17 protein-coding genes are annotated in these 26,253 nt (G+C 64.4%); 8 read left to right on the forward strand and 9 right to left on the reverse strand.

The features are described from left to right. Position 1: 1 nt before the first annotated feature. From treS to treY, 5 genes are read left to right on the forward strand one after another with little or no spacing between them, the layout of a single operon-like run. Entirely contained in the window at positions 2-3,307 is a 3,306-nt protein-coding gene (gene treS / locus UP09_RS06150; protein WP_044537191.1) for a maltose alpha-D-glucosyltransferase, read from the forward strand. Further along, a complete protein-coding gene (gene glgB, locus UP09_RS06155; protein WP_044537192.1) occupies positions 3,304-5,451 on the forward strand; it encodes a 1,4-alpha-glucan branching protein GlgB in 2,148 nt (715 codons plus the stop codon). The genes treS and glgB overlap by 4 nt, the downstream gene beginning before the upstream one ends. 3 nt (positions 5,452-5,454) lie before the next feature. Continuing rightward, positions 5,455-7,527 (forward strand): glycogen debranching protein GlgX, encoded by a 2,073-nt coding sequence (gene glgX / locus UP09_RS06160; RefSeq protein WP_044537193.1) that lies wholly within the window; start codon positions 5,455-5,457, stop codon positions 7,525-7,527. After that, positions 7,524-9,278, forward strand: a complete 1,755-nt coding sequence (gene treZ / locus UP09_RS06165; RefSeq protein ID WP_044537194.1) for a malto-oligosyltrehalose trehalohydrolase — start codon at positions 7,524-7,526, stop codon at positions 9,276-9,278. Before glgX ends, treZ begins: the two co-directional genes overlap by 4 nt. A gap of 4 nt (positions 9,279-9,282) precedes the next feature. Then, the gene (gene treY / locus UP09_RS06170) at positions 9,283-12,060 is read left to right on the forward strand and encodes a malto-oligosyltrehalose synthase (RefSeq protein WP_044537195.1); all 2,778 of its coding nucleotides are present in this window, start codon (positions 9,283-9,285) and stop codon (positions 12,058-12,060) included. 171 nt (positions 12,061-12,231) lie between these two features. On the opposite strand, the gene UP09_RS06175 is transcribed toward treY, so the two are convergent. After that, positions 12,232-12,543, reverse strand: coding sequence for a polyhydroxyalkanoic acid system family protein (locus tag UP09_RS06175; protein WP_044537196.1), 312 nt, complete (start codon positions 12,541-12,543; stop codon positions 12,232-12,234). A gap of 164 nt (positions 12,544-12,707) precedes the next feature. On the opposite strand from UP09_RS06175, the gene UP09_RS36795 reads away from it, so the two are divergent. Beyond that, complete coding sequence (locus UP09_RS36795) at positions 12,708-12,872, forward strand: DUF3309 family protein (protein WP_082070007.1); 165 nt, start codon at positions 12,708-12,710, stop codon at positions 12,870-12,872. A gap of 157 nt (positions 12,873-13,029) precedes the next feature. On the opposite strand, the gene ligD is transcribed toward UP09_RS36795, so the two are convergent. Next, positions 13,030-15,654, reverse strand: a complete 2,625-nt coding sequence (ligD, locus tag UP09_RS06180; protein ID WP_245301763.1) for a DNA ligase D — start codon at positions 15,652-15,654, stop codon at positions 13,030-13,032. Positions 15,655-15,760: 106 nt separating this feature from the next. On the opposite strand from ligD, the gene ku reads away from it, so the two are divergent. Then, the gene (ku, locus tag UP09_RS06185) at positions 15,761-16,645 is read left to right on the forward strand and encodes a non-homologous end joining protein Ku (protein WP_044537198.1); all 885 of its coding nucleotides are present in this window, start codon (positions 15,761-15,763) and stop codon (positions 16,643-16,645) included. Positions 16,646-16,760: 115 nt separating this feature from the next. On the opposite strand, the gene UP09_RS06190 is transcribed toward ku, so the two are convergent. From UP09_RS06190 to UP09_RS06220, 7 genes are all read right to left on the reverse strand, one after another. Then, a complete protein-coding gene (locus UP09_RS06190) occupies positions 16,761-17,012 on the reverse strand; it encodes a DUF6496 domain-containing protein (protein ID WP_044537199.1) in 252 nt (83 codons plus the stop codon). Positions 17,013-17,067: 55 nt separating this feature from the next. Then, positions 17,068-17,757 carry a response regulator gene (locus UP09_RS06195; protein ID WP_044537200.1) on the reverse strand — a complete coding sequence of 230 codons (690 nt, stop codon included), beginning with the start codon at positions 17,755-17,757 and terminating at the stop codon, positions 17,068-17,070. Next, complete coding sequence (locus UP09_RS06200) at positions 17,754-20,468, reverse strand: DUF4118 domain-containing protein (RefSeq protein WP_044537201.1); 2,715 nt, start codon at positions 20,466-20,468, stop codon at positions 17,754-17,756. Before UP09_RS06200 ends, UP09_RS06195 begins: the two co-directional genes overlap by 4 nt. Positions 20,469-20,507: 39 nt before the next feature. Then, the gene (locus UP09_RS06205; RefSeq protein WP_044537202.1) at positions 20,508-21,113 is read right to left on the reverse strand and encodes a K(+)-transporting ATPase subunit C; all 606 of its coding nucleotides are present in this window, start codon (positions 21,111-21,113) and stop codon (positions 20,508-20,510) included. A gap of 116 nt (positions 21,114-21,229) precedes the next feature. Next, positions 21,230-23,341, reverse strand: coding sequence for a potassium-transporting ATPase subunit KdpB (gene kdpB / locus UP09_RS06210; RefSeq protein ID WP_044537203.1), 2,112 nt, complete (start codon positions 23,339-23,341; stop codon positions 21,230-21,232). A gap of 24 nt (positions 23,342-23,365) precedes the next feature. After that, entirely contained in the window at positions 23,366-25,069 is a 1,704-nt protein-coding gene (kdpA, locus tag UP09_RS06215; protein ID WP_044537204.1) for a potassium-transporting ATPase subunit KdpA, read from the reverse strand. A gap of 118 nt (positions 25,070-25,187) precedes the next feature. After that, complete coding sequence (locus UP09_RS06220) at positions 25,188-25,277, reverse strand: K(+)-transporting ATPase subunit F (protein ID WP_016846764.1); 90 nt, start codon at positions 25,275-25,277, stop codon at positions 25,188-25,190. 509 nt (positions 25,278-25,786) lie between these two features. Between UP09_RS06220 and UP09_RS06230 the strand changes: the two genes are divergently transcribed. Further along, positions 25,787-26,248: a hypothetical protein gene (locus UP09_RS06230; protein WP_044537206.1), complete on the forward strand. Its 462-nt coding sequence runs from the start codon at positions 25,787-25,789 to the stop codon at positions 26,246-26,248. The last annotated feature ends 5 nt before the right edge of the window (positions 26,249-26,253 follow it).

Consider the following 26,253-nt stretch of genomic DNA (forward strand, 5'->3'; position numbering starts at 1 on the left):
CATGAACGTATTCTCCGCCGTCAATACCAAGGAGACGGTCGCGACCGAGACCGCGGACCAGCTTTGGTACAAGGACGCCATCATCTATCAGCTTCACGTCAAGGCGTTTGCCGACAGCAACAATGACGGCATCGGCGACTTCGCAGGACTGACGGAGAAGCTCGGCTATCTGCAGGAGCTCGGCGTCACCACGCTGTGGCTGCTGCCGTTCTACCCCTCGCCCGGCCGCGACGACGGCTACGACATCGGCGATTACGGCGACATCAATCCTGATTTCGGGACGATGAAGGACTTCAAACGCTTCATCCAGGAGGCCAAGAAGCGCGGCCTGCGCGTCATCACCGAGCTCGTCATCAACCACACCTCCGACCAGCATGCCTGGTTCAAGCGCGCGCGCCGCAGCGGGCCGAATTCGAGTGCGCGAAGCTGGTATGTCTGGAGCGACACCGATCAGAAATATCCCGGCACCCGCATCATCTTCACGGACACCGAGAAGTCGAACTGGACCTGGGATCCGGAAGCCGGCCAGTTCTACTGGCATCGCTTCTTCTCACACCAGCCGGACCTGAATTTCGACAATCCGCGCGTGGTGCGCGCGATCGTGCAGGTGATGAAGCGCTGGCTCGACACCGGCGTCGACGGCTTCCGGCTCGACGCCATCCCCTATCTGTGCGAGCGCGACGGCACCAACAACGAGAACCTGCCCGAGACGCATGCCATCATCAAGCAACTGCGCCAGGAGCTCGACGCCTATGCCAAGGGCAAGGTGCTGCTTGCCGAGGCCAATCAGTGGCCGGAGGACGTGCAGGAATATTTCGGCCGCAGCGACGAATGCCACATGGCCTATCACTTCCCGCTGATGCCGCGCATCTACATGGCGATCGCCCAGGAGGACCGCTTTCCGATCACCGACATCCTGCGGCAGACGCCGGATATCCCGGCCGCCTGCCAATGGGCGCTGTTCCTGCGCAATCACGACGAGCTGACGCTGGAGATGGTCACCGACGTCGAGCGCGACTATCTGTGGTCGACCTATGCCCACGATCCGCGCGCCCGGATCAATGTCGGCATCCGCAGGCGGCTCGCGCCGCTGATGGACAATGACCGCCGCAAGATCGAGCTGATGAACTCGCTGCTGCTGTCGTTCCCCGGCACGCCCATCATCTATTACGGCGACGAGATCGGCATGGGCGACAACATCTATCTCGGCGACCGCAACGGCGTGCGCACGCCGATGCAGTGGTCGCCGGACCGCAACGGCGGCTTCTCGCGTGCCGACCCCGCGCGGCTCTATGCGCCAACGATCATGGATCCGGTCTACGGCTACGAGTCCGTCAATGTCGAGGCGCAGTCGCGCAGCCTGTCCTCGCTGCTCTCTGCCACCAAGCGGCTGATCGCGGTGCGCAAGTCGACGCTGGCATTCGGGCGCGGCACCATGACGTTCATCCGCCCGGAAAACCGCTCGGTGCTCGCTTATGTGCGTCAGCACCAGGGCGAGGTCATCCTGTGCGTCGCCAATCTGTCGCGCTCGGCGCAGGCAACCGAACTCGACCTTTCCGCCTTCAGGGGCCGCATTCCACTCGAGATGCTCGGCCGGACGCGGTTCCCCGCGATCGGCGAGCTGCCCTACATGATCACGCTCGCGCCTTACGGCTTCTACTGGTTCCAGCTGCAGGAACGCGACAAGTCCGAGCCGGTGGTTCCGCACGCGGTGCCGGAGTTCGAGACGCTGGTGGTGCCGCTCAATTCCACCTGGATGTCATTGGCGCGCACCCGCGGCGTGTTCGAGCGCGACGTTCTGCCCGACCACCTCGCGCGCACGCGGTGGTACCCGGAGCGATCGCCAAATGCGATCCAACCGGCGCTGGTCTCCGCGATCCCGTTCTGCGACATCGGCGACAACAGGCCGTGGCTCGTCTTCTTGGAGACCACGCAGCGCGGCACCACCAGCCGCTACGTACTGCCGATGCAGATCGAGTGGGTGCGCTTCGACCGCGAGCGCTACAACCCGCGCGCCTTCGCCGCGGTGCGCCAGGGTGCGCGCGAGGGTACGCTGCTCGACGTCGCCACCGACCAGATCTTCACCGGCCTGTTCCTCCGCAATCTGCGGGAGAGTCTGACGGTCGATGAAGGCGAGCAAGGCCTGAAGCTTGAGTTCCGGCCGACCAACCGCTTCGCCGATAAGGCTATCCGGCAGCCGGAGCGTCTTCGCGTCTACGAAAACGATCAGCCGCACTCGACCGCGCTGGTCGACAACGAATATGTCACCAAGATCTACCGGAAGCTCGAAGTCGGCATCAATCCGGAGGTCGAGATCGGCCGCTTCCTCACCGAAGTGGTGGGTTTTCCCAACAGCCCCGCTTTGCTCGGCACCGCCGAGCTGATCGAGGGCGACAAACGCAGCGCGATCGCAGTTCTGCATGCCTTCGTGGTCAACCAGGGCGATCTCTGGACCGTTACCGCCGGCCGCCTTGATCGATTCGTCGACACGCAGCGCGTGCTGGCCGCCAGCCAACACCCGACCGAAAACGACGATCAGGGATCCTATCTGCACTACATGTCGCAGAGCGGAAAACGCCTGGCCGAGCTGCACATCGCGCTCGCCAGCAACAGGGAGCTGCCGGATTTTGCGCCGGAGCCGACGCGGCCCGAAGACGTGCAGCGCTGGAACGACGAGATCATGGCGCGGGCCGAGCGGGTGTTCGACACGCTGAAGCAGCGGCGCGATACATTGAAGGAAGCCGACCGTCTGTTGGCCGACCGGTTGCTGGCCCAGCACGACATGCTGCCGGACCGGCTGAAGGCGCTGCTGCCGCGCGACATCGACGGCCTCAACATCCGCCATCATGGCGACCTCCATCTCGGCCAGGTGCTGGTCGTCAAGGACGACGTCTTCATCATCGATTTCGATGGCGGACCGGGCCGGACCATCACCGAACGCCGTCGCAAGGCACCGGCTGCGCGGGACGTTGCCGGCCTGATCCGCTCGATCGACTACGCGACGACGGCTGCCCTGGAACGAGCGCTCGAGGTCGTTTCAGACGAAAGCGGCAAGTTGAGCCTCGCTTTGGCCGAATGGCGCGAGCGGGCGGCGGCCTCCTTCCTGGGCGCTTATCGCGAGACGATGGCCGGCCAGCGCCTGTGGCCGGCCGACGCCAAGGCCGCCGAGCGGCTGCTCGGCTTTTTCCTGCTTGAGAAAGCCTTCTACGAGATCGAATATGAACTGGCCAACCGGCCGGATTGGCTGCGGGTCCCACTGACAGGCCTGTTGAGGATCCTGGCGCAACAGCCGCATGAGGTTGCATGACCAAATTGCCCGCCGAGGCCTATGCCATCATCGAGGGCCGTCACGCGGATCCCTTCCATTATCTCGGTCTCCACACCGAGGGGGATCGCAGCGTCGTGCGCGCCTTCCTGCCTGACGCCAGCAATGTCGAGGCGATCGGCGAGCATGGCGAGACGGCGCCGCTCACCCGGATTCATGATGCCGGCCTGTTCGCCGGCCCGCTGCCGAACGGCTCGACGCGCTACCAGCTCCGCGCACGCTTCGGCGACACCATCGTCGAGCTCGAGGACGCCTACCGGTTTCTGCCGATCCTGAGCGATTTCGATCTCTATCTGCTCGGCGAGGGCACCCATCAGCGCATCTACGACACGCTCGGCGCGCATCCGATGACACTCGACGGCGTCGATGGCGTCGGCTTCGTGGTGCTGGCCCCGAATGCACGGCGGGTCAGCGTGGTCGGCGACTTCAATTTCTGGGACCCGCGGCGGCATCCGATGCGCGTCCGCGGCGCCGGCTATTGGGAGTTGTTCATCCCGCGCGCGCGCGTCGGCGACCACTACAAGTTCGACATCGTCGGGTCGAACGGCCAGCATCTGGCGCTGAAGTCCGATCCCATGGCCTTCGCCACCGAAGTCCGGCCGAAGACCGCCTCGATCGTGTACGATGAGCGCACGATCCCGCATCCGCGCCCGGCTCCCGACGGCATCAACGCGCTGCGGGCGCCGATGTCGATCTATGAAGTCCATCTCGGCTCCTGGCGGCGCAAGGGTCGCAATGAGTGGCTGACCTATCGCGAGCTTGCCGAGCAGCTTCCAGCTTACGCTCGCGACATGGGCTTCACCCATGTCGAATTCCTGCCCGTCAGCGAGCATCCGTTCGACGGCTCCTGGGGCTATCAGCCGACCGGCATGTTCGCACCGACCAGCCGCTTCGGCTCGCCGGACGACTTTTCCGCGCTGGTCGACGCCTGCCATCGCGAAGGGCTGGCCGTGCTGCTCGACTGGGTCCCCGGGCATTTCCCCGACGATCCGCACGCGCTCGGCCGTTTCGACGGCACTGCGCTTTACGAGCACGCCAACCCGTTGCAGGGCCGCCATCTCGACTGGGGCACGCTGATCTACAATTACGGGCGCACCGAGGTCACCAACTTCCTGGTGTCGAATGCGCTGTTCTGGCTCGAGCGCTACGGCATCGACGGCCTGCGCGTCGATGCCGTCGCCTCGATGCTCTATCTCGACTACAGCCGCCCCGCCGGCGGCTGGATCCCGAACAAATATGGCGGCCGGGAGAACATCGAGGCGATCGACTTCCTGCGCCGCTTCAACACCGAATTGTTCGCGCGCTTTCCGCAGGCGACGACGGCGGCCGAGGAATCTACCGCATGGCCGCAGGTGTCGCGTCCCGTCGAATTCGGCGGGCTCGGCTTCGGCTACAAATGGAACATGGGCTGGATGCACGACACGCTGAAATATATCGGCAAGGATCCGATCCACCGCAAACACCATCACGGCGATATCCTGTTCGGCCTGCAATACGCGTTCTCGGAGAACTTCATCCTGCCGCTGTCGCATGACGAGGTCGTGCACGGCAAACGTTCGATCCTGGGTCGTATGCCCGGCGACGAGTGGCAGCGCTTTGCCAATTTGCGCGCATATTACAGCTTCATGTTCGCTCATCCCGGCAAGAAGCTTTTGTTCATGGGCTGTGAATTCGGCCAGGTGCGTGAGTGGGACCACGATCACTCGCTGGATTGGCATCTGACCGAGCAGCCGAAACATGCCGGCGTGCAGAACCTGATCCGCGACCTCAACCGCCTCTATCGCGCGCTGCCGGCGCTGCACGAGCTGGATTGTGACCAGGCCGGGTTCGAATGGGTTGTCACCAACGACGCCAACCACAATCTGTTTGCCTGGATCAGGAAGGGCAGCGATGCGCGCGCGCGCTGCCTCGTGGTCGTGAACTTCTCGCCCAACGTCTATCGCAACTATCGCGTCCGGGTGCCGTTCGCCGGCAAATGGCACGAGGTGCTCAACTCGGATTCCGCGCATTACGGCGGCAGCAATGTCGGCAATATCGGCGAGGTCCGTGCCTCGGAGGGCGCAACGCCCGAGCTGAGCCTGACGATTCCGCCGCTCGCTGCGATCTTCCTCGTACCGGAAAGCTGATCCATGCGACTGACCGAGGGGACGTCCTCGCGGCTTGGCGCCAGCTGGGACGGCAGGGGTACTAACTTTGCGCTGTTCTCCGCAAATGCGGAGAAGGTGGAGCTATGCCTGTTCGACGGCCAGGGCCGCCGCGAGCTCGAGCGGGTCGAATTGCCTGAACGAACCGAGGACGTCTGGCACGGCTATCTCAACGACATTTCGCCGGGCCAGCTCTACGGCTATCGCGTCTACGGCGCCTACGCGCCGGAGCGCGGCCACCGCTTCAATTCCAACAAGCTGCTGCTCGATCCCTATGCCAAGCGGCTCGCAGGAAGGCTGGTCTGGAGCGATGCGCATTTCGCCTACCGCACCGGCAGCGCGCGCGAGGACCTTTCGTTCGACCGGCGCGACAACGCCCGCGGCATGCCGAAGGCCGTGGTGGTCGACGAGACCTTCAACTGGGGGCGCCGCGAGATCCGGCCGCAAATCCCATGGCAAGACACCATCATCTATGAGGCCCACATCAAGGGCCTGACGCAGAAGCGCGAGGACGTGCCACCGGGTTTGCGGGGCACCTATGGCGGCCTGTCGTCACCCGCAATGATCGACCACCTCAAGCGGCTCGGCGTCACCACCGTGGAGCTGTTGCCGATCCACGGGCTGATCGACGACCGCACGCTGGTCGAGAAGAAGCTGGTGAACTACTGGGGCTACAACACCATCGCGTTTTTCGCGCCGGAGGCGCGCTATGCGCAGGACAATGCGCTGGATTCCTTCCGTACCACGGTGGCCCGGCTGCACGACGCCGGCATCGAAGTGCTGCTCGACGTCGTCTACAACCACACCGCCGAAGGCAACCATATGGGCCCGACGCTGTGCTTCCGCGGCATCGACAATGCGTCCTACTACTGGCTGAACCGCGAGAACCCGCGCTTCTATGACGACTTCACCGGCTGCGGCAGCTCGGTCAACCTCACCCATCCGCGCGTGCTGCAGATGGTGATGGACTCGCTGCGCTACTGGGTCGAGGTCTGCCATGTCGACGGCTTCCGCTTCGATCTCGCCACGACGCTGGCGCGCGGCCCGAACGGATTCGATCGCAACCATCCCTTCCTGACCGCGATTCGCCAGGACCCGGTGCTGGCGACCGTGAAGATGGTGGCCGAGCCCTGGGACCTCGGCCTCGGCGGCTATCAGGTCGGCGCGTTTCCATCGCAATGGTCGGAATGGAATGATCGTTACCGCAGCGCGATGCGACGCTACTGGAGCGGCGAAGGCAGTCTGATCGGCGAAATCTCGGGCCGCATGACCGCGTCCTCCGACCTGTTTCACCATGACAATCGTACAACCCGCGCAGGCATCAACCACATCACGGTGCATGACGGATTTACCCTGGCCGACCTGTTCAGCTACAACGAGAAGCACAACGAGGCCAATGGCGAGGACAATCGCGACGGCTCGAACGACAATCACTCCAACAATAGCGGCCATGAGGGCCCAACCGACGATCCCGCCATCAATGCGCTGCGCCGCCAGCTCCGGAAGAACCAGCTCGCCTGCCTCCTGCTTGCCCAGGGCACCCCGCTGATCCTCGCCGGCGACGAAGTCGCCAACACCCAGAACGGCAATAACAACGCTTATTGCCAGGACAACGAGACCGGCTGGGTCGGCTGGGAGAACCTCGGCACGGACGACGACATCATCGATTTCATCGGCCACCTGACCGCGCTGCGGCGCCGCTTCGGCCAGATCCGCTGTCAGCGCTGGCTCGACGGCCGCCGTGCCGACGGTACCTATGGCGTGCTGTGGCTGACACCCTCGGCCGACGAGATGAAGGAGTCCGACTGGAAATTCCCGGAGGGCCGGTTCCTCGCCTACGTGCTCGGGCCGTTGGAACAGGAACAGGCGCCGATCTTTATCGTGCTGAACGCTGCGCCCGAGGAGATCGCATTCAAGATGCCGAAGATGCCGGATTATAAAAACTGGCAGCAGGTGCTGAACACCACCGCAAGCGAGCAGGACGGCGCCGCCTTTGCCTCAGGCGTCGACAGCAAGGCGCCGCCGCGTTCGGTGCTGGTGTTTGCAGGCTCTGCATGAATGTCCATCACTTCGGCCCCGAGCTCACTCACGACGGCACGCGCTTTCGGCTGTGGGCGCCGGCCGCGAAGCGCGTCGACGTCCTGCTCGACAAGCCGCACCCGCTGACACGCGACGCAGCCGGCTGGTACATCGCCGAGATCCCGGGCATGGGCGCAGGCGCTCGCTACAAATTCCGGGTCGATGACGAGATCGACGTGCCCGATCCGGCGTCCGCGTTCCAGCCGGACGACGTGTTTGGCCCGAGCGAGGTGATCGACCATTCCGCCTTCAAATGGCGCGCCACGGCGTGGGGCGGGCGCCCCTGGCACGAGGCCGTCGTCCTCGAGGCCCATGTCGGCACCTTCACCCCTGAGGGCACCTATCGCGCCATGATCGACAAGCTCGATCATCTGGTCGCGACCGGCATCACCGCGCTCGAGCTGATGCCGCTTGCGGATTTCGCGGGCAAGCGCAACTGGGGCTACGACGGCGTGCTGTGGTATGCACCCGACAGCGCCTATGGCCGTCCCGATGACCTCAAGACCCTGATCGACGAGGCGCATCTGCGCGGTCTGATGGTGATGCTCGACGTGGTCTATAACCACTTCGGCCCCGAGGGAAACTATCTCGGCCGCTATGCGCCGACCTTCTTCACCGACGCCAAGACGCCGTGGGGCAGCGCGATCGACTATCGTGTCCCCGAGGTGCACGCCTTCGCGATCGAAAACGCGGTGTCCTGGCTGCGCAACTATCGCTTCGATGGACTGCGCCTCGATGCCGTCGACACCATCATCGACGAGGACGGCGTTTCAGTCCTGCGTGACCTCAGCGTCGCAGCCGGGCGGCTCGCGGCCGAAACCGGCCGGCACATCAACCTCGTGCTCGAAAACGGCGAAAACCGCGCCAGCCTGCTGGACGCCACAGAGAAGCCTCCGCACGGCAAATATCGGGCACAGTGGAACGACGACTACCATCATGTCTGGCGCGTGCTCCTGACGGGTGAATCGCAAGGCTACTACGCCGACTATCAACATGCGCCGGCGGGCCAGCTCGCCCGCGCGCTGTCGTCCGGCTACGTCTATCAAGGCCACCCCTCGAAGTTTCGCGGCGGCAAGCGCCGCGGCGAGCCAAGCGGAGCGCTGCCGCCGACCTGCTTCATCGACTTCCTGCAGAATCACGACCAGATCGGCAACCGTCCGCTTGGCGATCGCCTCGTGACCGTCGCAAAGCCGGCCGCGCTGGAGGCCGCGCTGGCCGTGACGCTGATCGCGCCGGCGACACCGATGTTGTTCATGGGCGAGGAATGGGGCGCGACGTCGCCGTTTCCATTCTTCTGCGATTTCAAGGGCGATCTCGCCGATGCGGTTCGCCAGGGACGGCGCAAGGAATTCGCCTGGGCATTCGAAAAATACGGCGACGACATTCCCGACCCGCTCGACGAAAAGACCATGCGATCCGCCGTGCTCGACTGGACGGCGCTCAAGCACGACCCGGGCCGCACGCGACTGGCGCTGGTGCGTGACCTGCTCACGGTCAGGCACCGCGAGATCACGCCGCGGCTTGCGGGCGCGCGTTTCGGCGAGGCTCATGTCGCGAACGACCTCTTGACCGCGCATTGGCAGATGGCTGACGGCAAAACGCTGCAGCTTGCGGTCAATCTCTCCGACCGCGATCTCCCCGCTACGCCGGAGATCAAGGGAACCCTGATCTGGGGCCGTGCGTTGTCGGATCACATCCCCGCCTGGTCGGTGCGCTGGTACATCGGATAGAACAATGCCTCGCGCGATCCCGATCGCGACATACCGCCTGCAACTCACTGCCGATTTCGACTTCGATGCCGCAGCCCACGTGCTGCCGTATCTGAAGGCACTCGGCATCAGTCACGTCTATGCCTCGCCCTTCACCAAGGCGCGCAAGGGCTCGACGCATGGTTATGACGTCGTCGACCACACAAAATTCAATCCGGAGCTCGGCGGCGAGGCCGGATTCGCGCGGCTGAGCGATGCGCTGAAACAAAATGACCTCGGCCTGATCCTCGACTTCGTGCCGAACCATGTCGGCGTGCATTTTGCTGACAATCCGTGGTGGCTCGATGTGCTGGAATGGGGTCAAACCTCGCCGCACGCGGTCTCCTTCGACATCGACTGGGACCTGCTGCCCTATCGTGCTCGCGGCGGCGTGCTGCTGCCGATCCTCGGCTCGTCCTATGGCCAGGCACTGGAGCGCGGCCAGATCGAGCTGCGCTACGACGAAGCCGAAGGCAGCTTCTCCGCCTGGTATTTTGAACATCGCCTGCCGATCGCACCCGAGCGCTATGGCGAGGTGCTGCGGGCCATCGTCCGCGAAGCCGGCGCCGAGGACAGCGCGGCCGGACGCGCAATGCTCGACCTCGCCGCGCGATACCGGGGACTGCGTCACCCCAACCGCACCGAGGCTCCCACCCTCAAGGCAGAGTTGCGCGCGATCGACGGCGGCGCCGGCGTCATCGCGCGCGGGCTCACCGCCTATCGCGCCGCCGAGGATCGTCCGGCACACACACTCGCACTGCATCATTTGCTGGAGCGCCAGCACTACAAGCTCGGCCACTGGCGGCTTGCGTCCAGCGACATCAACTACCGCCGTTTCTTCGACGTCAACACGCTCGCCGGCCTGCGGGTCGAGGATGCCGGCACCTTCGAGGCGAGCCACAGCCTGGTGAAGCGCCTGATCGCGGAAGACCGGCTGCAGGGCTTGCGCCTCGACCACATCGACGGCCTGCGCGATCCGGCGCAGTACTTCCAGCGCCTGCGCCGCCTGATCCGCTCCGCGCAAGGCGCGAAGGCAAAGCCGTTCTACATAGTGGTCGAGAAGATCCTCGGCGAGGACGAGAAGCTGCCCGCGCTCACCGGCGTCGACGGCACCACCGGCTATGAATGGATGAACGTGATCAGCCAGGTGCTGGTCGACGGTAGCGGCCTCGACCCTCTCAACGATATCTGGCGCCAAATCAGCAACCAGTCGCCCAATCTGGTGCCGGTGCTGCGCGAGGCCAAACGGCGGGTGCTCGAGACGCTGCTAACCAGCGAATTCACCGTGCTCACGCGCTTGCTGGCGCGGATCGCCGGCGGTCACTATTCGACGCGCGACTTTTCGGCCGACAGCCTGCGCCAGGCGCTCGAACTCTACGTGCTGCACTTCCCGGTCTATCGCACCTATCTGACGACATCGGGCGCAAAGGCGCATGACCGCGCGCTGATCAACGACACGATCGCACGCGCTCGCGCCGACTGGTTCGCGGCCGACGAAGGCATCTTCGATTTCTTGCGCGATGCCCTGACCATGGACCTGCTCAAGCCCGGCCGTCCGCCGCACGGTGCGCCGCGGGTCCGCCGTTTCGCGCTGAAGGTCCAGCAATTCACCGGGCCGATGATGGCGAAGTCGCTGGAGGACACGGCCTTCTATCGCTACCACCGCCTGCTGGCGCTGAACGAGGTCGGCGGCGATCCCGCCGCGGGCGCGCTTTCCGCCGACCGCTTCCACGCCATGATGCGGACCCGTAACAGCGAGTGGCCGCACGGCATGACCGCGACCGCGACCCACGACACCAAGCGGGGCGAGGACGCCCGCGCGCGGATCATGGCGCTGGCCGAAATCCCCGGCGAATGGACCAGCGCGGTCGCGCGCTGGAAGGTGCTGAATGCACCGCACCTCGTGCTCGACGGCGAGATGCGCGCGCCATCGGCGACTTTCGAATACATGCTGTATCAGGCATTGATCGGCGCCTGGGAGCCGGACGATGCATCCTTTGTCGAGCGGATGCAGGCCTACGCCCTGAAGGCGGCGCGCGAAGGCAAGCAGGAGACGAGCTGGCTCAATCCGTATCAACCTTATGAAGACGGCGTCAAAGCCTTCATCGAGCGGATCCTGGATCGCAAGATATCAGCCGAATTCCTCGCTTCGCTGGAGGCACTGGCGCAACGCACGGCCCGGATCGGCGCATTGAACTCGCTCAGCCAGGTCACGCTGAAGGCGACGATGCCGGGCGTGCCGGATTTCTATCAGGGCACCGAGCTGTGGGATTTTTCGCTTGTCGACCCCGACAATCGGAGGCCGGTCGATTTTCCCGGACGCGCGGAGCTGCTCGCGGTGGCGGAAGCGCCGGATTGGGGTGCGCTCGCGCAGGCCTGGCCCGATGGCCGGTTGAAGCTCGCATGGACGCGGCATCTGCTGCGGCTGCGGAACGAGGTGCCCGATGTCTTCACCAGCGGCGACTATGAGCCGCTCGAGGTTGACGGCCCGCATCGCGGTCACGTCATCGCATTCGCTCGGCGCCACGGCCGCGACGCAATCATTGTCGCGGTCGCCAGATGGTTTGCCCCGTTCACGCAGGGCGGGCGGACGTGGCCGCATCCCGACGCCTTCGACGGCGCGATCGATGTGACGGGATATGCGACGAAGGGCGGTGATAACAGGCTTCAACTTTCAGCGCTGTTCGAGCAGCTGCCGGTCGCGGTGCTGAGAGCGAGGGTCCCCGCCAAAGGGACGTCAAAGCGAAAACCGAGCCATCTATAGAAGCGCGGAGGCCGTCCGGGATCGACGGCCGGACGGCCTGGCGGATGTCGTGCCGGTTACGAAGGCCGGTTCCCTCCCTCCGCGCTTATAATGATGCTCCGGCAAATTCGTTACCGAGAGGCTGACGGCCGCCCGCCAGGTGCAGTATTTCGTTGCTGCAAGGCACAACGATCAGCCGCGCTTGGTCAGCAGCAACTGCCCGCTCTTCTGAATAGCGATCTGCGCGACCTCGGCGAAGCGTTGCAGCAACCATGGCAACGTCACCTCCAAGCGCACATACGCGTCCTCGACGTCGAGATGCCCAGCGGCGACCTGCCCAAGCGCACGCACGCGGAAGGTCAAGCGGTTGTCGTCCCAGCGCTCCTCGTCGATGCTCAAAGCCCGCACGCTTGTCGCCGCGCGCGACAATCCCGTCTTCAGGCGGCGCTTGGCCTCGTCGCGGCCGAGATGATGCGGGATCGAAACGATAAGCGGCGTAGACATCACAAACCCTCCTCGACCGATTTCGTTGATGTAATTCCGTTCCGCACAAATGGAAGATGCGCCGGCTTTATCGCACCCTTAGGGATGGAACCTTCACAGTTCCGGTGGGTTTCCTCCACGCAAAGGGCACACGCACAGGGCCCGTGGGCTGAGGAGAGCTTGAGATGTCAATTGGAACGATCATTCTTATCATTCTGGTCATCGCGCTGCTGGGCGGCTTCAGCGGCATCGGCGGCGGACCGTTCTACGGCACCGGCTATTACGGCGGCGGCGGCCTCGGCCTCGTGGTCGTGATTCTGCTGGTTCTGCTGCTGCTGGGACGACTGTAGCGCTCGGGCGCGTTGCGCCCCTTCCGCATCGAAGACTGTCATCACCCGCGAAAGCGGGTGATCCAGTATTCCAGAGGCGCTGATGATTGAACCGATGGGCCGCAGCGTACTGGATACCCCGCTTTCGCGGGGTATGACAGCCAGGGGCGAAGGCAAGCTACTTCTGCGCCGCCAACTTCTTCATCGCGGTCTTGATCGACGCCGCCGCGTTGTCATAGCTATCCCACGCCTTGGTCTTTGCTAGCAACGCCGGCACGGCCCGCACTGTATACGTCTTCGGATCGAGATCGCGGCGCACCTGCGTCCAGGTCAGCGGCATCGACACGGTAGCACCTTCGCGCGCCCGCGGCGACAGCACCGCGACCGCGGTCGCAAGCCGGTCGTTGCGCAGATAGTCGAGGAAGATCTTTCCGGTGCGCTTGGCCTTGGACATGTTGAGCAGATAGCGCTCGGGCTCATCCTGGGCCATCCACTGACAAATGCCTTGCGCGAAGGCCTTGGCCTCCTTCCACGTCACCTTGTCTTTCGGGCCGTGGAGCAGCGGCGTCACGACGTGAAGGCCCTTGCCGCCGGTGGTCTTGCAGAAGCTTTCGAGACCGACCGCCGTCAGGCGCTGGCGCATGTCCTTGGCAGCGTCGATCACCTCGGCGAATTCGACATCGGGCGCGGGATCGAGGTCGAACACCAGCCGGCCCGGCGTGTCATAGGCATCGGGCGCACAATTCCAGGGGTGCAGCTCAAGTCCGCCAAGCTGCGCAACCGCTGCCAATCCCTCAATCTGATCGATCTGCAGATAGGGTTGGCGGTCCCCGGAGACTTTTGCAAGTTTCATGAGCTTTGACGTGCCCGCCATGGCGTGGCGCTGGAAGAAGGTTTCGCCCTTGATGCCGTCGGGCGCGCGCACGATCGAGCACGGCCGGCCCTTGAGATAACCGATCATCCATTCGCCGACCGTCTCGAAATATGTCGCGAGGTCGAGCTTGGTCACGGACTTGCCGTCGCCTCCGTCGGGCCACAAGGCCTTGTCAGGATGGGAGATGACGACACCCATCACCTCGCTGGATGCCTTCGCGGCGCCCTTTGCCGTGCTTTTGGCCATCGGCTTTACCACCTTTGTCACAGCAGGCTTCTCCGCCTCGACCTCGCGCGCCGGCTTGTCCTGGCGCAGGCCCTTGAATGCGGCCTGGCGGATATTGCCGCCGTCGGTCCATCCCGCGAACTCGATCTCGGCGACCAGCTCCGGCTTCAGCCAATGCATGTCGCGGGTCGTCTTCGGCGCATCCTTGCCGCCAAACGGGCTCTTATCCGAAGCCTGCGCCTTCAACGACGGCATGATGCGCCGCACCGTATCCTGGCCGAAACCGGTGCCGACGATGCCGACAAAGGCCAGATGACCACCGCGGTAGACTCCCGCCATCAGCGAACGGAATTTGCCGTTGGTGGTCTTCCAGCCGCCAAGCACCACCTCATGCCCGGCGCGGATCTTTGCCTTGGTCCAGTCGTCGGATCGTCCGGAGCGATAGGGCGCATCGAGCTTCTTGGAGACGATGCCTTCCAGTCCGAGCTTGCGTGCCGATTCCAGCACGGTCTCGCCGCTCTCCTCGAAGTGCTCGACGTAGCGGATCAGCAGATCCTTGCCTTTGCGCTTCTCGAGCAGTTGCTTCAGCCGCGTTTTGCGCTCGCCCAGCGGTAGGGGGCGAAAATCCTCCTTGCCGGCAAACAACAGATCGAAGGCGAAGAAGATCAGCCTGTTCGTCTTGCCGTCGGAGATTGCCGCCTGCAGCGTCGAGAAATCCGGAACGCCTCCCTCGTTGAGCGCAACGATCTCGCCATCGATCAGAGCGTCCGGCAGCTTGCTCCCCTCCCTGGCGATCGTGGCGAATTTGCCGGTCCAGTCGAGCCCCTTGCGGGTCTTCAGGTCAGCCTCGCCGTCCTCGACACGGAGCTGCACGCGGTAACCGTCGAACTTGATCTCGTGGCACCAGCTCGCGCCACCGGGTGGACTTTCGACCGACGCGCAGAGCTGCGGCGCGACGAAATCAGGCATCGCCGACACATGTTTCGGTTCCGCCGCCGCCTTGGCCGGCGGCGCCTTGGCCTTGGCGCGCGCGTCGGCGGCATCGCCGCGATTGGAGTGCCAGACAGCGTCCGCCTTGGCCTTTCCGTTGCCCTTGGCCAGCATGAACGGCTTTGGCGCCCGTCCCTTGCCTTCAGCGATCTCCGCCATCGACCGCCCCGAGGCGACCGAGCGGTCCTCCTCGAGAATCTCCTCCCCGTTGCCGTCCACGGCATAGTCGTCACGGTGCTTGATCAGCAGCCAATTGGTGCGCTTGCCGCCGAAGCGGTCGCCCTTCATCCGCACCAGCACCCAGCTGCCATGCAGCTTCTCGCCATCAAGCGTGAACTTCAGGTCGCCCTTCTTGAAGCCGCGCTCGGGATCATCGGATTCCCAGGTGCCGCGGTCCCAGAGTTGCACCGTGCCGCCGCCGTACTGTTTCTCGGGGATGGTGCCTTCGAAATCGCCATAGTCGAGCGGGTGATCCTCGACCTCCACCGCCAGCCGCTTGTCATGCGGATCGAACGAGGGGCCACGTGTCACCGCCCAGGACTTGAAGACGCCGTCGAACTCGAGTCTGAGATCGTAGTGCAGCCGCGTCGCGTCATGCTTCTGGATCACAAAGCGCCGCTGCTTCGCCGGTGCGACCTTGACGTCGCCCGACGGCTCAACGGTCTTCTCGAAATCGCGCTTCTTGCGATAGGTGGACAGGTTTTTCAGCGGCAATTGCAAGCCTCGGCGCAAACGACTTCCGCCGCCCATCTGCGGCCGTCAGGAACCAAAACCCACGGTATCCGTTCAAGTTCCAAACTCAAGCTGTTTGGAGACAATCATGGCCGCTCCCCGCGCCTACTGGAAAGGCACGCTCAAGCTCTCGCTGGTGTCATGCCCGGTGGCGCTCTATCCGGCCTCCACCTCGCTTGAGAAGACCCGCTTCCACATGATCAACAAGGAGACCGGCAACCGGCTGAAGCAGCAGATGGTCGATGCCGACACCGGCGACGTCGTCGAAGGCGAACAGAAGGGCCGCGGCTACGAGGTCAGTAAGGGAAAATATGTCGAGATCGACAAGGACGAGCTCGAGGCCGTCGAGATCGAAAGCAACCACACCATCGACATCGACAGCTTCGTACCCAAAGGCGAGATCGACAAGCGCTATCTCGACCATCCCTATTACATCAGGCCCGACGGTAAGGCCGGCGCGGATGCCTTTGCCGTGATCCGCGACGCCATGAAGGACCAGGACCGCGTCGCGCTGGCGCGGATCGTTCTGACCAACCGCGAGCACGTGATCGCCATCGAGCCACTCGGCAAGGGCCTGCTCGGCACCACGCTTCGCTACCCCTACGAGCTGCGCGACGCAGACGACTATTTCGACGACATCAAGAGCCCGAAGGTGACCAGGGACATGATCGAGCTCGCCAGCCACATCCTCGATAGCAAGGCCGCGCATTTCGATCCGTCGAAATTCAAGGACGAGTACGAAAACGCCCTGAAGGCACTGGTCCGCCGCAAGGCCAGCGGCAAGCCGATTAAGGCAACCGAGCGCGAAGAGAAGCCGAGCAACGTGGTCAATCTGATGGACGCGCTGAAGCAGAGCCTGAAGGGACGAAAGAACGCATCGCGGTCACGTCCCGCTGCACGACGTCCAGCCTCGCATCGTCGGCCGGCGAAGAAGGCGCACCGGTCTTCCGCGCGGTCACGCAAGGCGGGGTGAATACTCTCCACCGTCATTGCGAGCGAAGCGAAGCAATCCATCTCTCCGCCGGTGGAGAGATGGATTGCTTCGTCGCTTTGCTCCTCGCAATGACGACTGGATGGACTTCAGCGCCTTACCGCTTCTTCGCAGCCGTGCGCATCTTGCTCGTCTTCCGCTTCTTCGATGCTTTCTTGGACGTCTTCTTGGCGGCCTTCTTCGGCACCTTCTCGCCTTTGGCCCGCGCCTCGGACAGGCCGATCGCGATCGCCTGCTTGCGGCTCTTGACCTTTGTCTTGGAGCGGCCGCTGCGCAACGTACCGGCCTTGCGCTTCTTCATCACGCGCGCGACGTCGCTTGACGCCTTCCGTGAATATTTTCTGGCCATGGTTTTCCTCCCGGTGGGAAAACCAATCCTCTCCGACCGCGAAAGTTCCGAAATGCTAATCCGCAGCGCGCAGCCGATAGCCGATGCCGGTTTCGGTCAGCACGAATTGCGGACGCTCGGGGTCGGCCTCGATCTTCTGGCGGAGCTGGCGCACATAGACGCGCAGATATTGCGCATCGGTCAATTCGTCCCACAATTCCTTCAGCAGGAAACGATGCGTCAGTACCTTGCCGGCATGTTGCACCAGCACACGCAGCAGGTCGTACTCCTTCGGCGACAGTTTGATCTCCTTCTCGCCGACCTTGACGATGCGGCGCACCAGATCGACCGAGAGATCGCCGGAGCGAAAGACAGGCCGTTCGCCCTGCACCTGCAACTGGTGCCGTAGCGCGGCGCGCAGCCGCGCCAGCAGTTCGTCCATGCCGAACGGCTTGGTCAGGTAATCATCGGCGCCGAGATCGAGCGCCTGCACCTTGCCGGCCTCGTCGCCGCGGCTCGACAGCACCACGATCGGTACATTTTCGTTGCGGCCGCGGATCATGCGCAGCAAATCGTGGCCCTGGATATCGGGCAAGCCGAGATCGAGAATGATCAGCGCGGGCTCCTCGGCCAGCATCTCCAGCGCAATCTTGCCGTTGGAAGCTTCGAGGATGTCATAGCCCTGCGTGCTCAAGCCCATCCGCAGCAATTTGCGGATCGGCGGCTCGTCGTCGATGACCAGAACCTTGATGGGTGTTGCGTTCATGCAGCAGTGTCCAGCGCGTGGGTGTCGGCCGGGATCGGCAGGCGGATGATGATGATGGCGCCGCTCCGGTCGGAGCGGTTGGCGGCCGCGATCGTGCCGCGCATCGCCTCGACGAAGCCGCGGGAAATCGCCAGCCCAAGGCCGGTGCCGGGACGGATATGGTCGCCCTTCTCGGCGCGATAGAACTTATCGAACACGCTTTCGAGATCGTGGGCCGGAATCCCGTTGCCCTCGTCCAGGATCTGCAGCGCGATCGTCTCGCCGTCGCGCCCACCGCGGATCGAGATCGTGGTGTCGGACGGCGCGTATTTGGCGGCGTTGTCCAAGAGGTTAAACAGCACCTGCTCGAACAGCACCGCGTCGAGCTCCAGCATCGGCAGGTCGGCCGCGAGCTCGAGCGATACCTTGTGGTGCACCAGAATCTTTGCCGCGCGGCGCAGCGCGCTGCCGACGATCTCGCCGATATCGTGCCGCGCGGTGTTGGGCACGATCGCACCCGACTCGAGCTTGGTCATGTCGAGCAGATTGGCGATGAACCTGTTGAGCCGCTCCGACTCGTCGATCACGGTCGCCAGCAAATCATGCTTCTGCGCGTCCGTCAGGCTCGTGCCGAGGTCGCGCAGCGCCGACGCCGAACCGAGCACGGAGGCGAGCGGCGTCTTGAGGTCATGCGAGATCGAGGTCAGCAGCGCGCCGCGCAGCCGGTCGGATTCAACCGTGCGCTTGACGCGATCCATGTCCTCGACCAGCAGCACGCGCTCGATCGCAAGCGCGCCCTGGTCGACCAGCGCGTCGAGCAGCCGCCGTTGGTCGGGCGTCAGCAACGGTCCGGTCCGGTCGTCGTCGATGCCAATCACGCCGGTCAGGCCGCGCCCGGTGCGCATCGGCAGGAACAGCCGCTTGGCGCCGGGCAACGTATCCGAACCGCGCCCGGCGGGGCGATCGTTGCTCCACGCCCAATTGGCCGCGGCGAGGTCCGCCTTGTCGAGCTGGTCCTCCGGCGGATAGCCGGCCTTGACCGCCAACAGCCCGTCTTCCGGCAGCAGCAGCACCACCCGCACCTTCAGCATCAGCGCGATCTGGTAGGCGGTCGCCCACAGCACGTCGTCGAGCGTGGCGGTGCCCGCGAGCTTGCGGCTGAAGGCATAGAGCGACTCGGTGGTGCGGACGCGGCCAATCGCGGAATCGGCCTGCGTGCGCACGCGCGCGGCGACATTGGAGACCAACAACGCCACCACCATGAAGAAGAAGAACGCGGCGACGTTGGTCGGATCGGTGATGGTGAAGGTATAGACCGGCGGCAAGAAGAAGAAATTGTAGCACAGCGAGGCCGCCACGCTCGCCAGCAGCGATGGCCACAAGCCATAGCGCACGGCGACGCCGACGACGGCGGTGATGAATACCAGGTCGACGTTCTCGATCCCGAAGAACGGCTGGATCAGCTGCGCCGCAACGAGCCCGATCGCGACCAGCAGCAGCGCCATCAGATAGGGCCGCGGATTGAACGGCTCCTGCCGCTGCGCTGTCTGCACCGCCGCCTTGGCGACCGGCTGCTCGTCGCCGGCGATCACGTTGACGCTGATATTGCCGGCGCGGCGCACCAGATCGTGCACCACGGAACCGCGCGTCATCTCGAACCAGCGCGAGCGCGTCGACTTGCCGATGATGATCTGGGTGACGTTGTTGCCTTGCGCGAAATTGATGACGTCGTCGGCAATGCGTCGCCCGACGCCGGGAATCGTCAGCGCCTCGCCGCCCAGCGCCTCGGCAAGCCGCAGCGTATCGGAGAGCCGGTCGCGCTGCTCGTCGGTCAGTTGCAGGCTGCGGCGGGTCTCGATGCTGATCGCAGTCCACGGCGCGTGCAGCCGGTCGGCCAGCCGCTTGGTATAGCGGACCAGGCCGGCCGCGCGCGGGTCCTCGCTGATGCTGACGAGGATTCGTTCACCGGCCGCCCACGGCCCGGCGATCGCGTTGGCCTGCATGTGGGTGAGCAACTGCTCGTCGACCCGCTCGGCGGTCCGCCGCAGCGCCAGCTCACGCAGCGCGGTCAGATTGCCGGGAGAGAAATAGTGCTCCAGCGCCCGCTCGGCCTGCTTCGGCACATAGACCTTGCCCTCCTTCAACCGCTGAATCAGGTCGTCGGGCGTGAGGTCGATCAGCTCGATGGCGGCGGCGCGATCGAACACCGAATCCGGCACGGTCTCGCGCACCCGGACATGGGTGATCTGGGCGACCACATCGTTGAGGCTCTCGATGTGCTGGATGTTGACGGCCGTGTAGACGTCGATGCCGTGCGAGAGCAGTTCCTCGACATCGAGATAGCGCTTGGGATGCCGGCTGCCCGGCGCATTGGTATGGGCGAGCTCGTCGACCAGCGCGATCTGCGGGCGCCGCGCGATCAGGGCGTCGAGGTCCATCTCCTCGATGTCCTGGTCGCGGTAGGTCAGCCGCTTGCGGGGGACCACTTCGAGGCCCTTCAGCAGCGCCTCGGTCTCGACGCGGCCGTGGGTCTCGACGACGCCGACCACCACGTCCGTGCCTGCCTTGAGGCGGCCGTGAGCGCTTTGCAGCATCTCATAGGTCTTGCCGACGCCGGGAGCGGCACCGACGAAGATCTTCAGGCGCCCCGAGCGATCGGTCTCCCGGCGCGCGGCCTCAAGCAGCGCGTCGGGCGAGGGTCGTTTTTCAAGGTCGCGGCGCTGATTGGCCATACGGCAATATAGTCATCCGGTCGGTTGCAGCCTACTCCCCTATTTCGAGCTGGCCCCGTCCAGCGCCAGATTGAGCGCAAGAACGTTAACGCGCGGCTCGCCCAGGATGCCGGCGAAGCGCCCTTGCGTGTTCTGCGTCACCAGCTGACGAACTGCGTCCTCCGACAGGCTCCGCGCCTTGGCGACCCGCGGCACCTGGAACAGCGCCGCGTCCGGCGAGATATCGGGGTCGAGCCCGCTGGCCGAGGTGGTGACCAGATCGATCGGCACCGCGGCGGACGGATTTTCAGCTCGGAGCTTCTCGACATCTTCCTTGACGCGGTCGTGCAGCGCCTTGCTGGTCGGACCGAGATTGGAGCCGCCGGAATTCGCCGCATTGTACGGCGCCGGCACGGTCTTGCTCGCATCGTTCGGATCGGGCGCCACCGTCGCCGACGGCCGGCCATGGAAGTATTTGTCGTCCTTGAACTCCTGTCCGATCAGGGCGGAGCCGACCACCGTGCCGTTCCGCTCGATCAGGCTGCCTTGCGCCTGTTTCGGGAAGATGGCGCCGGCGATCGCCGTCATGGCGAGCGGATAGACCAGGCCCGTGATCGCGGTCAGCACGACCAGGACGATGATGGCGGGGCGGATTTCTCTGAGCATCGTAGGTCTCCTAAGTTTGCTCGGTCATTGCGAGCGAAGCGAAGCAATCCATGGTTCGGAAAACGGGGAGATGGATTGCTGCGTCGCTTCGCTCCTCGCAATGACGGTTGTGTGGTTCAAGCCAGGCCCAAAGCGGTGACCACGAGGTCGATCACCTTGATGCCGATGAAGGGAATGATGATACCGCCAAGGCCGTAGACCATCAGGTTGCGGCGAAGCAGCGCGCCGGCCCCGATCGCACGGTACTTGACGCCCTTTAGCGCCAGGGGAATCAGCGCGATGATGATCAGCGCGTTGAAGATGATCGCCGACAGGATCGCGCTCTGCGGGCTCGCCAGGTGCATCACGTTCAGCACCGAAAGCTGCGGGTAGAACGTAAGAAACATCGCCGGGATGATCGCGAAGTATTTGGCGACGTCGTTGGCGATCGAGAAAGTGGTCAGCGCGCCGCGGGTCATCAGCAGCTGCTTGCCGATCTCGACCACCTCGATCAGCTTGGTCGGATTGGAATCGAGGTCGACCATGTTGCCGGCCTCGCGCGCGGCCTGGGTGCCGGTGTTCATGGCGACGCCGACGTCGGCTTGCGCCAGTGCCGGGGCGTCATTAGTGCCGTCGCCGCACATCGCCACCAGCTTGCCCTTGGCCTGCTCGTCGCGAATCAGCTTGAGCTTGTCCTCAGGAGTGGCCTGCGCCAGGAAGTCGTCGACGCCGGCTTCAGCCGCGATCGCAGCCGCGGTCATCGGGTTGTCGCCAGTGATCATGACGGTGCGGATGCCCATCCGGCGCAGCTCGGCAAAACGCTCGCGGATGCCGCCCTTGACGATGTCCTTCAGGTGCACGACGCCGAGCAGCTTGCCGTCCTTTGCCACGGCAAGCGGCGTGCCGCCGGCCTTGGCGATCTCGTCGGCGATCGACTGGATTTCGCGCGCCTCGGCGCTCATCATCGTCTGGATCGAGCGGATGGTATTGCCCGAGGCCACGGCGCGTTGTCCGCCACCATCGACATAGTTCAGGATCGCATCCACCGCGCCCTTGCGGACCGACGACGAGCCGGCATCGATGCCGCTCATGCGGGTCTGCGCCGTGAACGGAACGAAGGTCGCGGCGAGCTCCTTCATGTCGCGGCCGCGAATACCGTATTTCTCCTTGGCCAGCACCACGATCGAGCGACCCTCAGGCGTCTCGTCGGCGAGCGAGGCCAGTTGCGCCGCATCGGCAAGATCCTGCTCGGATACGCCACGGACGGTGCGGAACGCGGTCGCCTGGCGGTTGCCGAGCGTGATGGTGCCGGTCTTGTCGAGCAGCAACGTATCGACGTCGCCGGCGGCCTCCACCGCGCGGCCGGACATCGCCAGCACATTGAAGCGCACCAGGCGATCCATGCCGGCGATGCCGATCGCCGAGAGCAGCGCGCCGATCGTGGTCGGGATCAGCGTGACGAACAGGGCGACCAGTATCACGACCGAGATCGAGCCGCCGGCATAGGCCGCGTAGCTCGGGATCGTCACAGTGGCGAACACGAAGATAATGGTGAGGCCGGCGAGCAGGATGTTGAGCGCGATCTCGTTTGGCGTCTTCTGCCGCTCGGCGCCTTCCACCAGGCGGATCATGCGATCGATGAAGGTCGAGCCTTGGGCTGCGGTGATGCGGACGCGGATCCAGTCGGACAGCACCTGCGTGCCGCCGGTGACCGCCGAACGGTCGCCGCCGGATTCGCGGATCACGGGCGCGGATTCTCCGGTGATGGCAGCCTCGTTCACCGAGGCAACGCCTTCGATCACCTCACCGTCGGAGGGGATGTTGTCGCCGGCTTCGACCAGCACGACGTCGCCGACCTTCAGCGAGGTGCCGGGCACCATGCGAAAGGTCCGGTCCGTGCCGGTGAGCAGCTTGGCCTGGCTCTCGGTGCGGGTCTTCTTCAGCGATTCCGCCTGCGCCTTGCCGCGGCCTTCGGCGACGGCTTCCGCGAAATTGGCGAACAGCACCGTGAACCAGAGCCAGATGATGATCTGGAAGGTGAAGCCGAGGCTGGCGCCGCCGGTGACGAGGTCGCGGACGAAGATCACAGTGGTCAGCGCGGCCACGACCTCGACCACGAACATGACGGGGTTCTTCGCCATCAGCCGCGGATCGAGCTTGACGAAAGCCGACCAGATCGCCGGCACCAGGATCTTCGGGTCGAGCATGGTCGACGCCGTCACCTGCTTCTGCAGTTTCATGGTTTCCATGGAGGGTACTCCGGTCGTATCAGGTCAGAACAGGGTGTTGGCGGTCATGGCGAGGTGTTCGACGATCGGCCCGAGCGCCAGCGCCGGGAAGAAGGTCAGGCCGCCGATGATCAGGATGACGCCGACGACGAGGCCGACGAACAGGCCGCCCGTGGTCGGCAGCGTGCCGGCCGACGGCGGGATCGACTTCTTCCCCGCGAGCGAGCCGGCCATCGCCATCGCCGGAACGATCATGAAGAAGCGGCCAACGAACATCGAGACGGCAAGCGTCAGATTGTAGAAGAAGGTGTTACCGGTGAGCCCCGCGAAGGCCGAACCGTTGTTGCCGGTCGCCGAGGTATAGGCGTAGAGCACCTCGGTAAAGCCATGCGGACCGGCATTGGCCATCGAGGCCACCGCCGAGGGCAGCACCACGGCCACCGCCGTCCAGCCGAGATACATCAGCGGCAGCACCAGGATCGCGAGCATCGCCATCTTGACCTCGCGCGCCTCGATCTTCTTGCCGACATATTCCGGCGTGCGGCCGACCATCAGGCCGGCGACGAAGATCGACAGCACGACGAACAGCAGCATGCCGTAGAGTCCGGCGCCGACGCCGCCGACGATGATCTCACCGAGCTGCATGTTGATCAGCGGGATCATGCCGCCGAGCGCGGTGAATGAGTCATGCATGGCGTTGACCGCGCCGCAGGAGGCCGCAGTGGTGATGACCGCGAACAGCGAGGACGCGACGATGCCGAAGCGCACCTCCTTGCCCTCCATGTTGCCGCCGGTCAGGCCGAGCGCCTGCAGCGCATTGGTGCCGTTGGCTTCCGCCCAATAGGTCACGGTGACGCCGGCCAGGAACAGCACGCCCATCACGGCGAGGATCGCCCAGCCCTGCCGCTCATTGCCGACCATGCGACCAAACACGTTGGTCAGTGCCGCGCCGAGCGCGAAGATCGAGATCATCTGCACGAAATTTGACAGCGCGGTCGGATTCTCGAAGGGATGCGCGGCGTTGGCGTTGAAGAAGCCGCCGCCATTGGTGCCGAGCATCTTGATCGCGACCTGCGAGGCGACCGGCCCGAGTGCGATGGTCTGCTTGCCGCCTTCCAGCGTGGTCGCATCGACATAGGCGCCGAGCGTCTGCGGGATGCCCTGCCAGACCAGGAAGACAGTATAGACGATGCAGATCGGCAGCAGCACGTAAAGCGTGCAGCGCGTGACATCGACCCAGAAATTACCGATCGTGCGCACCGAGGAGCGCGAGAAGCCGCGGATCAGAGCCATCGCGAGTGCAATGCCGGTTGCGGCCGACAGGAAGTTCTGGTGGGTCAGGCCGAGCATCTGGACCAGATACGACAGCGTGCTCTCGCCGCCATAGTTCTGCCAGTTGGTGTTGGTGAGGAAGGAGATCGCGGTGTTGAAGGAGAGATCCTCGGCGACCGCGGACTGTCCGGCGGGATTGAACGGCAGCACCGCCTGCAGCCGCATCAGGCCGTAGATGATGAAGAAGCCGCCGACATGGAACAGCAGCATCGCGACCGCATAGGTCAGCCAGTGCTGCTCGCGCCGCTCGTCGACGCCGCCGACCCAGTAGATGCCGCGCTCGACGGGGCGCAGCACGGGAGAGAGGAAGGTGTGCTCGCCGTTGAAGACGCGGGTCATGTACCAGCCGAGCGGTTTGACCAGCGCGACCACGATCGCGCAGTAAAGAAGTATTTGAATCCAGCCGATGACGGTCATTGCGTCAAACCTTTCGAACGGGTGCGAGGCGCAGCAGCGACGCGAGCAGGCCGAGCAGCAAGCCGCTCAGCGCCACGTCCGCCACGAGAATTGTGCAAAGCGCTGACATCGCGAGGGCCTAAAAACGCTCGGGCCGCAGCAATGCGTAAGTGAGGTAGAACAGCAGACCGAGCGAAACGAGGCCGGCGAGCGAATAGTCGAAAATCATCGCCGCCTCCTATAGCCGTTCGCAGGCGTAGGCGTAGCCGATGCCGGCCGCGAACAGGCCGATCGCCAACGCTGCCATGAGAATGTCCATCATGAGAGCCTCCTATGCTCCGTGGGCAGCGGGACCTCGCATAAGCGATCCCGCGCCCGATGGTGGTGAAGTGCCACCCGCGGCATAGGTTTTCGAGATGTGGCGAATAAGGACGTTATAGGAATCCTATATAGGCCCCGGCGCATTCCGCTGTCGTCCCGGCGAAGGCCGGGACCCATACGCCGCGGCCCGCGGAAAGGGCACAAGCGGAGTCGGCATTCTTCAGCCAGTCAATTCGGTGGTTATGGGTCCCGGCCTTCGCCGGGACGACGGGCGGAGGCATTTGCACACACGCCGGTTCCCACCTTTATGGAATCCCTATATCTCCGCCCCTCGCCTCATCTCGTTTTCAAATGGCGGTCCAGCCATTTTGAACGCGCGGCCAATGTCTTGGGCCGCGCTTGGCACGAGATGACGTCATGTCACTGCTTTCTGAAAACCCCTCCGAGCTCGGCGACCGGCTGCGCGCCGCTGACGGCGTTACGGCCGAGTTGATGGCCGACATCGTCAGCCGGACCTGCCGGCGTTTTCCCTCGCTCGGACAGGGCGGCAAGACCGCCCATATCGAGCGCCTGATCCACTCAGGCGCCTGGACCGAAACCGCGCTAGCGCTGATCGATCTCGAGCTGCCGCAATGGCAGATCCGCCGCCTCGTCTATGATGAAGGCGAATGGCACTGCGCGCTGTCGCGCCAGCGCGAACTGCCCGACTGGCTCGACCAGTCGATCGAGAGCCATCACGCGGATCTCGCGCTCGCAATCCTCAGCGCCTTCGTCGAGGCGCAGCAGATCAGCGCGCCGGCGAGCCGAACCAGCGTGCCTGGGGTTCGCCGCGATGCCAGCTCGCAATACGAACTACTCCTCGTTGACAATTTCGGCTAACGGCG

This window comes from Bradyrhizobium sp. LTSP885, assembly GCF_000938305.1.
Classification (GTDB): domain Bacteria; phylum Pseudomonadota; class Alphaproteobacteria; order Rhizobiales; family Xanthobacteraceae; genus Bradyrhizobium.